8 protein-coding genes are annotated in these 13986 nt (G+C 72.6%); 2 read left to right on the plus strand and 6 right to left on the minus strand.

Going from position 1 to position 13986, the window contains the following annotated elements; translation table 11 throughout:
• Positions 1-42: 42 nt before the first annotated feature.
• Positions 43-987: a 4-(cytidine 5'-diphospho)-2-C-methyl-D-erythritol kinase gene (locus tag DVR05_RS12570; protein ID WP_116246046.1), complete on the minus strand. Its 945-nt coding sequence runs from the start codon at positions 985-987 to the stop codon at positions 43-45.
• A gap of 260 nt (positions 988-1247) precedes the next feature.
• Between DVR05_RS12570 and DVR05_RS12575 the strand changes: the two genes are divergently transcribed.
• Together DVR05_RS12575 and DVR05_RS12580 are read left to right on the plus strand one after the other, a co-directional pair.
• Positions 1248-3167, plus strand: coding sequence for a serine/threonine-protein kinase (locus DVR05_RS12575; RefSeq protein WP_116246047.1), 1920 nt, complete (start codon positions 1248-1250; stop codon positions 3165-3167).
• A gap of 195 nt (positions 3168-3362) precedes the next feature.
• The gene (locus DVR05_RS12580; protein WP_157982432.1) at positions 3363-3827 is read left to right on the plus strand and encodes a hypothetical protein; all 465 of its coding nucleotides are present in this window, start codon (positions 3363-3365) and stop codon (positions 3825-3827) included.
• Positions 3828-4038: 211 nt separating this feature from the next.
• Here DVR05_RS12580 and guaA read toward each other — a convergent pair whose 3' ends face one another.
• The 5 genes from guaA to DVR05_RS12605 all read right to left on the minus strand — a co-directional run bounded on the left by guaA (position 4039) and on the right by DVR05_RS12605 (position 13973).
• Entirely contained in the window at positions 4039-5619 is a 1581-nt protein-coding gene (gene guaA, locus DVR05_RS12585) for a glutamine-hydrolyzing GMP synthase (protein WP_116246049.1), read from the minus strand.
• 252 nt (positions 5620-5871) lie between these two features.
• Entirely contained in the window at positions 5872-6885 is a 1014-nt protein-coding gene (galE, locus tag DVR05_RS12590) for a UDP-glucose 4-epimerase GalE (RefSeq protein ID WP_116246050.1), read from the minus strand.
• A 162-nt stretch (positions 6886-7047) separates the two neighbouring features.
• The gene (locus DVR05_RS12595) at positions 7048-9480 is read right to left on the minus strand and encodes an endonuclease/exonuclease/phosphatase family protein (protein WP_116246051.1); all 2433 of its coding nucleotides are present in this window, start codon (positions 9478-9480) and stop codon (positions 7048-7050) included.
• A gap of 387 nt (positions 9481-9867) precedes the next feature.
• The gene (locus tag DVR05_RS12600) at positions 9868-12474 is read right to left on the minus strand and encodes a polynucleotide kinase-phosphatase (RefSeq protein WP_116246052.1); all 2607 of its coding nucleotides are present in this window, start codon (positions 12472-12474) and stop codon (positions 9868-9870) included.
• Positions 12471-13973, minus strand: coding sequence for a 3' terminal RNA ribose 2'-O-methyltransferase Hen1 (locus tag DVR05_RS12605; RefSeq protein WP_116246053.1), 1503 nt, complete (start codon positions 13971-13973; stop codon positions 12471-12473). Before DVR05_RS12605 ends, DVR05_RS12600 begins: the two co-directional genes overlap by 4 nt.
• Positions 13974-13986 lie beyond the last annotated feature (13 nt).

The following is a 13986-nucleotide window of genomic DNA, read 5'->3' on the forward strand; positions in this document are numbered from 1 at the left end:
GCGGGACACGGCTCCGGACAGCGGATTGTTATGTGACTTGCCTCACACTACGGCCGCTCCGGGGACGTCCCCCGACCCGGCGGGAACGCACGCGTCCGCGCCGGCGGCCTCCAGGGCGCGCACCACCTCGGACTCGACCCCGCGCACCCCCGGGGAACCCTCGTCCCCCACCAGGAACGCGCACGTCGGACCGGAGCCGGACACCAGGGCGCCCAGCGCGCCCGCCTCCCGGCCCGCCGCCAGAACGCGGGCCAGGTCCGGCCGCAGCGACAGCGCGGCCCGCTCCAGGTCGTTGGTGAGCGCGGCGCCCAGCGACGCGGCGTCCCCCGCCACGAGCGCCTCCGCCATCGCGGGCGAGGGGAGCGGCGCCGGCGCGTCGGGCCGCAACCGGTCGTACTCGGCGAACACCCGGGCCGTGGACAGCCCCCGCGACGAGAGCGCGAACACCCACCGGTACCGTCCGGGCGCCGTCATGGGCTCCAGGACCTCGCCCCGACCCGTCCCCACGGCGGTGCCGCCCATCAGCGGAAAGGGGACGTCGCTGCCGAGGCGGGCGGCCAGGTCCACCAGGTCCGACTGGGGCAGGCCGCAGCCCCAGAGCCGGTCGCAGGCCACCAGGGCCGCCGCCGCGTCGGCGCTGCCGCCCGCCATGCCCCCGGCCACCGGGATCCGCTTGTCGAGGTGGATCTCGACGGGGGACCCCTTGCCGGTCTCCTCGGCCAGGAGGGCGGCGGCACGCGCGGCGAGATTCGTGCCGTCGAGCGGAACCCCGGCCAGGTCCACGCGCGTCCCACCGGATGCCGTGAGCGTCGCGAGTCCGGACTCCTGACGCGGAGGGGCCTCCTTGACGGTAACCTCGTCGAACAACGAGACGGCGTGGAACACGTTGACGAGGGCGTGGAACCCGTCCTCACGTCTGGGTCCCACCGCCAACTGGAGGTTCACCTTCGCGGGGACCCGCACGGTTACGGTGGTACTAACGGTCACGAGTCCCCAATCGTAAAGGAACCCCCTACCTTGCGTGAACACATGCCCCGGGCGGGGAACCGGTGTGTCTCACGCCCGGCTCCGGCGGGATCACACCCGTCGGCGCGAACCGGGGGCGCCGGTCGGGGATCAGTCATCACTGTCATGTCAGATACCGCCCTTCCCCCGAACGACCCGAGACGTCGCGCGGGTGGGAATCAGGGCACAAACACCGCTACCTTGGGGCGAGGCGGAGTTTGGACACCGTCGGGGAGGGTCGCTTGCCGTCGGATGGGCTCCCGAAGAACCTGGAACCGCTGGCAGCCGGAGATCCGGCCACCATCGGTCCCTACGTGCTGTCCGGGAAGCTGGGTAGCGGCGGCATGGGCACCGTCTACCTGGGCAGTGCCCCGGAGCGGAACAACCAGGTAGCGATCAAGGTCATCCGCCCGGAGCTCGCCTTCGACGAGGCGACGCGGGCGCGGTTCCGCGACGAGATGGAGAACGCCCGCAAGGTCGCCTCCTTCTGCACGGCCAAGGTCCTCGACCACGGGACGTTCGAGAACCGCCCCTACATGGTCACCGAGTACATCGCCGGGACCGCGCTGGCCGAGCACATCGCCGAGCACGGGCCGCTGGACTCCTCGACCCTGCACGGGTTCGCCCTGGGCGTGGCCGCGGCGCTGGCGGCCATCCACCGCACCGGGCTCGTCCACCGCGACCTCAAGCCCGCGAACGTGCTGCTGTCGCTCTCCGGTCCCCGGGTGATCGACTTCGGCATCGCCCGGGCGATGAACACCGCGACCAACCACACCCAGACCGGCATCGTCATGGGCAGCCCCGGCTGGATGGCGCCCGAACAGCTGCTGGAGGAACAGGTCACCACCGCGGCGGACATCTTCGCCTGGGGCTGTCTGGTGGCCTTCGCGGGCAACGGCACCCACCCGTTCGGCAACGGCGACGCCATGACGCTGGGCAAGCGCGTGCTCTTCGCCGAACCGCAGATCGGGAACCTGGACAGCCCGCTGGACCGGCTCGTCCTGCGCGCCCTGGCCAAGGAGCCGGGCCGCCGCCCGACCGCCCAGGACCTGCTCCTGGAGCTCGCCGGCGGCGAGGACAACACCAACCCGAACGACATGGTCTCCCACGCCCTGCACCAGTCGTGGCGGCCGAACCTGCCCCCCATGCCGCCCGGCGGCCCGCAGCCGGGGATGCGCCCCGCCCAGCAGACCATGACGGGCGTACGGCCCCCGCACCCTCCGCCCGCTCCCTACCAGGCCGGTCAGGTGCAGCCGCCCCCGGCCCACCAGACCGGCAACTTCCCCCGGCCGCAGGCGCCGCCCCCGGCCGCCCACCCCGCCGGGGCACGCCCGTCCGGTCCGCCCCAGGCGAACCAGAACGCACGGCGCCACCCCGCGCCCGCACAACAGCACCCGGCCTCGACCGGCCCGATCCCGATGGCGCCGTCCGCCGAGCAGCAGGGGTCGCGCCCCGGACCGCAGCCCTACGTCCCGCCGGTCCCGCCGCCCCCGCACCAGCCCGCCGCGCCCAACCGGCGCAGGGGGCTCGTCCTGGGCGTGGCGGCGGCCCTGGCCGCCGTCCTCATCGCGGTCGCCGTCCTGCTGACCGTGCTGTCCGTGGTGGACGGCAGCCCGCCGTGGGCGGACGCCGACGAGGGCGGCGGCTCCGACCAGGAGCAGTCCGGCGTCCAGCAGCCCGCACCCGAGGACGAGGACAAGTCGGAGGACGCCGAGGACAGGGAGGGGACCCCCGGGGACGTCCTTCCCGGCGACGGTCCGGTCCGGTCCGCCGACAACGTGGCCGAGTACGAGGTCGAGGGCGTCGACTGCAACCGGACGCCCGAGGAGTACCGCCCCAGGTCGGAGGTGGTCGGGGGACGGTACTGCTTCGTGCGGTTGCGGATGACCAACCTCAGCGACACGAGGCTGCACTTCCTCTTCGACCAGCAGTTCCTGCTGGTCGAGGACGGGGGCGGCGGCCCCTACCAGGCGGAGCGCCCGACGCTTCTGGAGAGGGACACGGTCAGCCTGTGGGACGAGGCGGGGATCCCGCCCGGCGCCACCGTCGGCGGCGAGCTGGCGTTCCTCATCGGGGAGGACGAGCGGCCGACCACCGTGCAGCTGACGCACCGGGCCGGCCTGGACCGCACGCCGATCTCCCTCGAACACCTGGTGGACTGACGCCCCCGGACCGGGACACCAGCCTTTCCATACCAGAATGAAGATCCGCTGATCAAAGGGTTTTTCGCCCATCTATTACAAACATGAATAAACCTTTGATCAATTCACCTATGGCCAGGTGCGGCCAATTTAACCCTTGACGGAAACCCGGAGGAACGAAATACTCACCGATGAATAACGAAAGGGTTAATCATCGTGAGTATTCTTAATAAACTGGGCCGTGGTGTCGCCGCGGTGGCGGCCGCCTGCATGGCGGCGACCGTCATCCAGATCTCCGCGGCGAGCTCCGCCAGCGCGGAGAGCGCCCCGCCCGTGCAGCAGCCCGCGCAGACCCAGGAGGTCGTGGAGGTCCAGCTGACGGAGGAGGAGTGGGAGACGCTGGCCGCGGCCGCCGCCTGTTCGGGCCCGCGCCAACCCTACAAGTCCGGCAGCAACATCAAGGCATCCTACTCCGGGTGCAATTACGGAGGCCAGTGGAGGTTCGTCCTCCAGCGCCACCGGTGGTGGGGGTGGACCGACATGACGAGCTCTTCCATGAGCCCCTCCAGCCAGACGATCTCGGCCAGCTGCTCCGGTTCCGGAAACCACAACTACCGTTCCGTCTTCCGGTACAGCAACAAGATCACCAAGACCAGTCCCAGCTACCGCGTGACCTGCTGACGGAGAATTCCGGTCGAGGAATTCCCGCAATCCGAACCGAAACAGGCGTTCGGGAGAATTCCGCCACCGCCCCTGCACGGCGGAGCCGCACCGCGGTCTGACGCGGGCGGGCCCGGCGGGCGCTGACGCAGCGCCCACCGGGCCCGCCGTGCTCGTCACGGCCCCCCGCCCGGCCCCGGAGCGGGTTCGGAGGCCCGGGAACGGGGCGCCCCTACTCCCACTCGATGGTGCCCGGGGGCTTGCTGGTCACGTCCAGCGTCACGCGGTTGATCTCGCGCACCTCGTTGGTGATCCGGTTGGAGATGCGGGCGAGGACGTCGTAGGGCACTCGCGACCAGTCGGCGGTCATCGCGTCCTCGCTGCTGACCGGGCGCAGCACCACGGGGTGGCCGTAGGTGCGGCCGTCGCCCTGGACGCCGACCGAGCGGACGTCGGCCAGGAGCACGACCGGGCACTGCCAGATGTCGCGGTCCAGCCCGGCGCGGGTGAACTCCTCGCGGGCGATCGCGTCGGCCTCGCGCAGGACCTCCAGGCGCTCGCGGGTCACCTCGCCGATGATCCGGATGCCGAGGCCGGGGCCCGGGAACGGCTGGCGCCACACCATCTCGGAGGGCAGGCCCAACTCCTCGCCGACCTTGCGCACCTCGTCCTTGAACAGCTCGCGCAGCGGTTCGACCAGGGTGAACTGGAGGTCCTCGGGCAGTCCGCCGACGTTGTGGTGCGACTTGATGTTCGCGGTGCCGGTACCGCCGCCGGACTCGACGACGTCCGGGTAGAGCGTGCCCTGGACGAGGAACTCGACCTCGGCGCCGTGCTCACCCGACTCGGCGACGACCTCGCGCGCGGCCTGCTCGAAGACCCGGATGAACTCGCGGCCGATGATCTTGCGCTTCTCCTCCGGGTCGGTGACCCCGGACAGCGCCGACAGGAACCGCTCCTCGGCGTCGACGACCTTCAGACTCGCGCCGGTGACCGCGACGAAGTCCTTCTCGACCTGCTCGGCCTCGCCCTTGCGCAGCAGGCCGTGGTCGACGAACACACAGGTGAGCTGGTCGCCGACGGCACGCTGCACCAGCGCCCCGGCCACGGCGGAGTCCACGCCGCCGCTCAGCGCGCAGATGACGCGCTTGTCGCCGATCTCCTCGCGGATGCGCTCCAGCTGCTCCTCGACGATGTTGACCATCGTCCAGGTGGGGCGGCAGCCCGCGCCCTCGTACAGGAACCGGCGCAGGACGTCCTGGCCGTGCTCGGTGTGCATGACCTCGGGGTGGAACTGCACGCCGAACAGGCGGCGCTCGGTGTCCTCGAAGGCGGCGACCGGGGCTCCGGCGGTGCTCGCGGTGGTCCGGAACCCCTCGGGGGCGCGGACGACGGAGTCACCGTGCGACATCCACACCAGGAGGTCCTCGGGCAGGCCCTCGAAGAGGAGGGAGTCCGTCGTGGCGGACAGCTCGGTGCGACCGAACTCGCTCAGGTCGGTGCGGTCGACCGTGCCGCCCAGGGCGCGGGTCATGGCCTGGAAGCCGTAGCAGATGCCGAAGGTGGGCACCCCGGTCTCGAAGAGTTCGGCGCCCACGTGGGGGGCGCCCTCCGCGTAGACCGAGGAGGGGCCACCGGACAGGATGATGGCCTTGGGGTTCTTCGCGAGCATCTCCTCGACCGGCATGGTCGAGGGCACGATCTCGCTGTGCACGTGGCATTCCCGCACACGCCGTGCGATCAGCTGCGCGTACTGCGCGCCGAAGTCCACGACGAGGACGGTGTCGAACGTGCTCTCAGCACCAACGGACACGACGGAGGACCTTCCGCAGAAGTACAGGGATATACGCCCAGTCTAGGGCGTGTTCCGCGCGTTCGGCTTGGTGGGAAGCTCCGACCGGGTGTGCTCCCCCACACGGCGGCGCAGCGAGGGGCGTACGGGGTCCTGCAAGACGAGGCAAACCGCCAGCGGGGAACGAGCGACAGGCGCCGCCGAGGATGAAGGATCCCCGTTCCCCACGCCCCGAGCCCCGATGCGGGGCGACGAGCGCGCGAAGAGCACACCTCAGCCCGCGAAGCCCCCCGGGTTGGCGGACTGCCAGCGCCAGGCGTCGGCGCACGCGTCCTCGACCGTGCGCACGGCCTTCCAGTCCAGGTCGCGCGCGGCGGCCGACGGGTCGGCGTAGCACACGGCGATGTCGCCCGGGCGGCGGCCGACCACCTCGTACGGGATCGTGACCCCGGTCGCCCGCTCGAAGGCGCGGACGCTCTCCAGGACCGACGTCCCGTGCCCGGTGCCCAGGTTGTACGTCCGCCACCCCGGAGCGTCGGCGAGGTGGGCGAGGGCGGCGAGGTGGCCGCGTGCCAGGTCCACGACGTGCAGGTAGTCGCGGACCCCGGTGCCGTCGGGGGTGTCGTAGTCGTCGCCGAAGACCCGGAGGCGTTCGCGCCGCCCGGCGGCGACCTGCGCGATGTAGGGGAACAGGTTGTTGGGCACGCCCTGGGGGTCCTCCCCGATCAGGCCGCTGGGGTGCGCGCCGACGGGGTTGAAGTACCGCAGCGCGACGATCCGCCAGCGGGTGTCGGCGGCGGCCAGGTCGCGCAGGACCTGTTCGGCGAAGAGCTTGGTGGCGCCGTAGGGGTTGGTGACGCTGAGCGCGCCGTCCTCGGGGATCGGGGTCCGCTCGGGGGCGCCGTAGACCGTGGCGGAGGAGCTGAAGACCAGGTCGCGGACGCCGTGTTCGTCCATCGCCTCGGCCAGGGTGAGCAGGGCGTCCAGGTTGTTGCGGTAGTAGCGCAGCGGCTGCTCGACGGACTCGCCGACGGCCTTGAGCCCGGCGAGGTGGATGACGGCGTCGATGTCGTGTTCGCCCAGGACGCGGCGGAGGGCGGCCGGGTCGGTGCAGTCGCCCCGGTGGAAGGCGGCGGCGCGGCCGGTGATCCGCTCGACCCGCCGCAGGGCCTCCTCGTGGCTGTTCACCAGGGAGTCGAGGACCACCACGTCGTGTCCGGCGTCGAGCAGTTCGACGGCGGTGTGGGTGCCGATGTATCCGGCGCCGCCGGTGAGGAGTACGTTCATCTCTCGCTTCCCTCAGGTCGAGGTCTGCCCGCCGCTTCGCGGACGCCCCCAGGATAGGCGCCGGTCGGACGCGCTCCGGGCGCCCCGGGACACGGAACCGGGGGAGGAACCGCGGCGGTTCCTCCCCCGGTGGCCGGGCGGCGCGGGAGCGCCCCGCCGCCGTTACCGGCGTCCCCCGCGGATGTCGAAGTACAGCACCTGCGGGTCGTGGTCGCTGACCTGGTCGTGGAACTCGGAGTTGATCCGCACGATCTCGTAGTCCATCCGGCCCGCCAGCGCGTCGTTGAACAGGATGTGGTCGAGCGCCTGCGAGTTGCCGTCGAAGACGTAGTTGTACCGCTCGTTCTCCGGCAGGTCCGACATCGGGTTGGTGAGCGGCCCGTCCCCGGTGAGGATGTCCAGGGTCGGCGAGAACGGGAAGTCGTTCAGGTCGCCCATGACCACGACGTTGGCGTCCGGGTCCACGGCGAACAGCTCGTCGGTGAACTCCCTGACCAGCCTGGCCTGCGCGTTGCGCTGGACCTCGCTGGACCGCTCGGGCGGCTGGACGACCCCGTGCAGGGAATGGTCCCCGCCCTTGGAGTTGAAGTGGTTGGTCACCACGAACAGGTCCCGCCCGCGCACGCGGAAGTGGCCCACGAGCGGCTTGCGGCTGGACTCCCACGCCTCGTCCTCGGGGGCGATGCGGCCCGGGGAGACGCTGAGCTCGGGTCCGCGCGGCCCCTCCAGGACCTCGGTGTCGGCGGTGGCGTCGGGTTCCCCGGCGTCGACGAAGCGGACGTGCCGGGGGTCGAAGAGGAAGACGTTGCGGATGTTGCCGCCCGGCTGGCCGCCGTCCCGGCCGTCCTCGGGGCTGATCTGACGCCAGGCGTAGCGCGGTCCGCCCTGTTCGTGGATGGCGCGCGTCAGGCGCCGGAGCGTGAGGTCGGCGTCGACCGTGCCGTCGTCGACGGGGCCGTTGTCGTCCTGGATCTCCTCCAGCCCGATGATGTCCGGGGAGCCCAGGTAGTCGACGATGCCCCGGGCGAGTTCGTCGAACTTGGCCTGGTCGTCGGCGCCGTCGAGGTTCTCGACGTTGTAGGTGGCGATGGTGTTCTCGTAGGGCGCGGCCTCACGGGCGGGCACGCGCTCCAGGTCGCCCCGGACGATCTCGCCCAGCGTGGTGGCGCGGATGAGGAAGCCGCCGAACCGGCTGTAGTAGAGCGGTCCCTCGGTGACGCCCGTGAGCGTGTCGCCCACGTTGGCCCGGGGGAAGGGGTGGGTGTCGCGGTCCAGCAGCGACTCGATCTTGATCCGGCCCGCGTTGGGATCGTCGTAGGAGTCGTAGAGCGTCCCGCCGTTGACGGTGGCCTCCCGGCCGTCGGGGTCGGTGGTCACCCACAGCGCCGAGTAGGGGTCGGTCGCGTCGATGACGGGGGCGTCCTCCACCCGGACGAGCATGTGCTCGTGGGCGGCCCAGAAGTCGAGCGCGTAGGTGTCCGGGCGCAGGTCGAGGTCGGAGATGTCGCCGCCGTGGTCGGGGGCGTAGGCGTCGGGGACCGCGTCGGCGTCGAGCCGGACCGACCCGGGCAGGTCGGCGCCGGACGAGACGGTGGTCCAGTCAGCTCCGCTGAGCTGGGTGATGGTGTGCAGGTCGCTCCCGGGCCGGTACTCGGTGACACGTCCTGCGACCAGGACCTCGTCGCCGACGGCCACGTCGGGGGTGGTGGAGCCGGTGAAGACGAAGAGCGCCTCGCTGGTGCGCGGGTCGCCGTCGCCCTCGGGGTCCTGGAACCAGAAGCCCCGCGCGGAGCCGAAGCGGTTGACGGCGGTGACCACGCCCGGGACGCCGCTGACCGTCCGCCCCTCGTACGGAGAGGTGCGGGTGGTGCCCTGGACGTCGTGGACGCGCAGGTCGCCGGGTTCGACCGGGTCGGTGTCCCCGCCGCCGTCGCCCGGGGTCTCCCCGGCCGCGTTGGTGGGGGTGGGCGCGCCGGCGGTGAGGTCGGCGGCGTTGTTCCCGGTGTCGGTGAAGGCGTCGTCGCGGGCTGCGGAGGTGGTGTTGCTCAGCCGGGCGGCGGGGGAGCCCTCGAAGACGACGGCGTCGCCGTAACCGACGATGTCGACGACCCCCTCCTCCGCCGCGCACTCGGCGGCGGTGCGGCAGGTGACCGGGTCGGTGCCTTGGACGAGGAGGACCGCGCCCGAGCGCGCGGACATGGCGGTGCCGCCGGCGGCGTCGGGGGTGGGCAGGTCGACGCTGCCGCCCGCCCCCTGTCCCAGGCGGACGAGGTAGTGCTCCCCGGCCCCGACGGCGCCGCCCAGGTCGGTGACCTGGACGCGGGTGCCGGAGCTCGGCGTGGCGGGGAGGTACTGCACGCTCCAGCCGTCGAGCGTGACGGCGGCGTCGGTGGGGTTGCCCAGTTCGACGAAGTCGTGGCGCAGCTCGGCTCCGCTGTTGCCGCCACCGCCGTAGACCTCGCTGATGACGGGGGTGGTGGGCTCGGCGGCGGCGGGGGCGGCCGTGGCCAGGGTGGCGGTCAGGATCAGGGCCACCGTGGCGGAGGTCGACGCGAGCGCGCGTCCGGACGGCGTTCTGGAAGGGGTTGGGGACACGCCTTCTCCGTATTCCGGTGTGTGGGGGTTTCAGGGGATGTTCGCGGTTTGTCGGCCTTGTGGGCGTGCACATCATCACCCCCGCGTGTGACCGCCCGGAAGAGCGGACGTGAAAAGGAGGCGACGTACGGCCCGTTTTGGTGGGATACGACGACAAGTCAGCATGCCATTCGTCGTGTGATCCTCCGAATCCGGCATGATCCCCGACGCCCCGGACGCACGAGGACTCCGCCCGACGGATCGGGCGGGGTCGTGTTCATTCCGGGCCTCCGCTTCGCTTCGGCCCGAAGGGAAACCCCCTGGGGTGACCGCCCCAGGAAGACTGCTTCGGGCCGCTCTGGGGGGTCGCTCCGCGGCGGAGCGGGCACCCTCAGCGGCGGCCCGGGGTCACAGCCGCGGGTCGACCGGCTCCGACTCCAGGGCCAGCACCGCGAACACCGCCTCGTGCACCCGCCACAGCGGTTCGCCGCGGGCGTGCCGGGCCAGCGCCTCCAGCCCCAGCTTGTGCTCGCGCATCGCCAGCCCCGTCTTGCGGCCCAGCGAACGGCGCTCCCTGAGCACCGCCAGCCGCTCCGGCTCGGTGTAGTCGGGGCCGTAGATGATCCGCAGGTAGTCCGGTCCGCGCACCTTCAGCCCCGGCTGAGCCAGGCCCTTGCGCGCCCTGGCCCCGGCGCCGAGCAGCGGCTTGACCACCATTCCCTCGCCGCCCGCCGACACGAGCTCGCGCCACCACCCGGCGGCCGAGGCGCACGCGTCCGGGTCGGTGGTGTCCACGACCAGGTAGCGGGTGGAGCGCACCAGACCGCTGACCTCCGCGAGCCGTTCGGCGACCCCCATGTGCCACAGGTGGTCGGCGTCGGAGTACTCCCGCCCCTCGGAGGCCAGCACCATGAACGGCGCGTACCGGAGCCCCGCCGCTCCGTCGGTGTCCCAGGAGTAGCGTCGGTACACCCGGCTGAACTCCTCCATCTGCCCGGCCCGCCGCTCCACGGTCGCGGCCAGGTCGCCCACGTCCACACCGCGCCCGGCCGCCGCGGCCAGCGCGGCTCCGGCGGCGGGCAGTGCGGCGCGCGCGGCGGCGCCCACCGACGCGTACTGCTCGCGGATCAGCGACCGGGCCTTGGCCGACCACGGCAGCATCTCCCCGTCCAGGGCCACCCAGTCCGTGCCGAGCCGGTCCCACAGCCCGGCCGCGCCGACCGCCTCGCGCAGCTGGTCGACCACCTCCGCCTGGAGCGCGGGGTCGGGGAAGAAGGGGCGCCCGGTCCGGGTGTACACGGTCCCCAGCTCCCCCGGCACGAACCGCCGTTCGGCCGCCGCCTCGTCCCGGCACAGCACCGCGACCGCGCGCGAGCCCATGTGCTTCTCCTCGCACACGACCTGGCCGATCCCCGAGCCCCGGTAGGCGGTGAACGCCTCCGCCGGGTGCTCCAGCAGTCCGGGCTCGGTCGCCGTGGGCGCCGGGGCCATGGTCGGCGGCAGGTACAGCAGCCAGCGCGGGTCGACCGCGAACCGGCTCATCACCTCCAGCGCCGCCAGGGTGCTGCCGCCGTCGGCGCGCACCGCGCCGTGCTCGGTGTCCACGTGCATTCCGGTACGGGCGCCGCCGACGCCCACGTCGGTGATGTCCAGGGTGTGCCTCGGCCGGGCGTCGGCGGCGTTCCCCTCCCCCGGCGGCCGCGGTGCGAGCGGCCTGGCCGGTTCGTACCAGGTGCGGTGCGCCGCCACGTCGACCAGTTCGCGCTCGGGGTAGCGCAGCGCGGTGAGCCGTCCGCCGAACACGCAGCCGGTGTCCAGGCAGATCGTGTTGTTGAGCCACTCCGCCTTGTGCGTGGGCACGTGCCCGTACACCACGGCGGCCCGGCCCCGGTAGTCGCGCGCCCACGGCAGGCGGACCGGGAGGCCGTACTCGTCGGTCTCGCCGGTCGTGTCGCCGTACAGGGCGAAGGAGCGCACCCGGCCGGAGGCGCGCCCGTGGTACTCCTCCTTCAGCCCGGCGTGCGCGACGACCAGCTTCCCCCCGTCCAGGACGAGGTGGCTGACCAGCCCGTCGCAGAACTCCAGCACGCGCGCGCGGAACTCCTCGCTCTCCCGGCCGAGCTGCTCCATCGTCTCGGCCAGACCGTGGGTGAGCCGCGCCCCGCGCCCCCTGAGCACGCGCACGAGCTTGTTCTCGTGGTTGCCCGGCACGCACAGGGCGTCGCCGTCGGCGACCATGCCCATGACCAGCCGCAGCACCCCCGGGCTGTCGGGGCCCCGGTCGACCAGGTCGCCCACGAACACGGCGGTGCGCCCCTCGGGGTGGCGGGCGCCGACCGGTCGGCCCTCGTCGTCGCGGGTGAGCGCGTAGCCGAGGTCGCCGAGCAGCTCCTCCAGCTCGGCCCGGCAGCCGTGCACGTCACCGATGATGTCGAACGGGCCGGTCAGATCCGTGCGGTCCGGCCAGGCGCGTTCCAGTTCGATGGTGGCCGCCTCGATCTCCTCCGGCCCGCGCAGCACGTGCACCTTGCGGAAGCCCTCGCGGGACAGCCGCTTGAGGCTCGACTTCAGGTCGCGGCGCTGCCGCCGGATGACGTGGTCGCCGAAGTCGCGGTCCGGGCGCTCCCGGTTGCGGGCAGCCGCCACCGACTCGGTGACGTCGAGCACGATCGCCGTGGACAGCACGTCGTTGTCCTTGGCGATGCGCACGAGCTGCGCCCGCGCGCGGGGCTGCACGTTGGTCGCGTCCACGACGGTCAGCAGGCCCCGGCGCAGCCGGATGTCCACGATGGTGTGCAGCAGCGTGAAGGCGTCGGCGCTGGCGGCCTGGTCGTTCGGGTCGTCGCTGACCACGCCGCGGCAGTGGTCGGAGCTGACCACCTGCGTCGGCAGGAAGTGGCGCGCCGCGAAGGTCGACTTGCCCGAACCGGACACCCCCACGAGCACGACCAGCCCCATCCTGGGCACACTGAGCACCCGCGGCTCCACCGGCTCGGCGGTCTCGATCTCGCTCATCGGGTGAAGACTCCCATCTGGGTCGGGGCGCCGGTCTCGGGGTGCTCCGGGCCCACCGGCAGGAAGCGCACCCCGTAGCCGTTCCGTTCCGCCACACCCTCGGACCAGGCGGTGAACTCGGCGCGGGTCCACTCGAAGCGGTGGTCGCCGTGGCGGAAGGCGCCCTCGGGCAGACCCTCGTAGTGCCTGTTGTACTCGGCGTTGGGCGTGGTGACCACCACGACCCTGGGCTGGGCCGTACCGAACACGCTCTCCTCCATCGCGGTCAGGCGCGAGGGGTCGAGGTGCTCGACGACCTCCATCAGCACGGCGGCGTCGTGGCCCGCGAACCGGGCGTCCCGGTACACGACCGAGCCCACCAGCAGCTCGGGCCGGGGGAGCCGACCGCTCCCCTCCTCCCGGACCCCGGTCACGTCGGCGAACAGGTCGCGGTGGCGTCCGCGCCCGTCCGGGTGGCAGCCCCGGCACACCCTGCGGTGGGCGTGCTCCAGGCTGACGGTGCTCACGTCCACACCGGTGATCCGCTCCAGGGTGTGGTCCCTGACCAGCCGTTCGAGCAGCCTGCCCGAACCGCACCCCAGGTCGATGACGCTGGTGGCGCGCTCGGCCGCCAGGACCGCCAGGACCGCGCCCGCGCGCTGCTCGGCCAGGGACGGGCCGCGCTCCTCGCGGTCCGGGGCCGCCGCGGCGTCCTCGACCGCCGGGTCGTCGGCCTCCTCGTCCCCGGTGCGGTCGTCGGCCTCGGCCAGCCGCGCCAGGGCGGTGCGCACGTACCGGTCGCGCCGGTTGAGGTACCGACGGGTGATCCAGCCGCGCTCGGGGTGCGCGGCCAGCCATCCCGGGCCGTCGTCGTCCTCGCCGGTGGCGCCGCCCGCCCGCAGCAGCTTGTCGATCTCGGACTCGTCCACCCAGTAGTGCTTGGCGCCGTCCATCGCGGGCAGCAGCACGTACAGGTGGCTGAGGGCCTCGGACAGCGGCATCGTCCCGGTCAGGGTGAGCGACAGGTAGTGCGAGTCACCCCACCCGGGCAGGCCGGGGTCGAGCGGTACGGGTTCGGCCGCCACCCGCCAGCCCAGCGGTTCGAAGAGGGCGCGGGCGCGGTCGGCCCCGCCCCGGCAGGGCACGGCGGGCAGGCTGAGCGTGAGGGGGATGGGTGTGCGCGCCAGTTCCGGCCGGGCCTGGCACCGCCCCTTGAGCGCGCTGCCGAAGACCCGGCCGAGGGCGACGGTGAACAGCGACGACGTCGCGAAGGGGCGGTCGTTGACGTACTGCGCGAGCGCGAAGTCGGGGGTGTTGACCGACGTGCGCGAGCGCAGCAGCGACTGCGGGTCCACCTCCAGCATGAGCGCCGCGGTACACCGTTCGTCGGTCGCCTCGGGGTAGAAGACGTGCGCCGTGCCGAAGGACTGCTCGAAGCTCTGCGCCCTGTCCGGATGCTTGTGGAGCAGGTACCCGAGGTCGGTCGCGGGCGTGGCCGTGGTCGTGATCGTCAGTAGCACCCATGCATTGTGG

The organism is Nocardiopsis sp. FIRDI 009, assembly GCF_003386285.1.
Taxonomy (GTDB): domain Bacteria; phylum Actinomycetota; class Actinomycetes; order Streptosporangiales; family Streptosporangiaceae; genus Nocardiopsis.

Excerpts from the sequence above, each read along its gene's own strand:
- galE (WP_116246050.1), bottom strand. The coding sequence starts at position 6,885 with ATGAACGTACTCCTCACCGGCGGCGCCGGATACATCGGCACCCACACC.
- DVR05_RS12600 (WP_116246052.1), bottom strand. The coding sequence starts at position 12,474 with ATGAGCGAGATCGAGACCGCCGAGCCGGTGGAGCCGCGGGTGCTCAGT.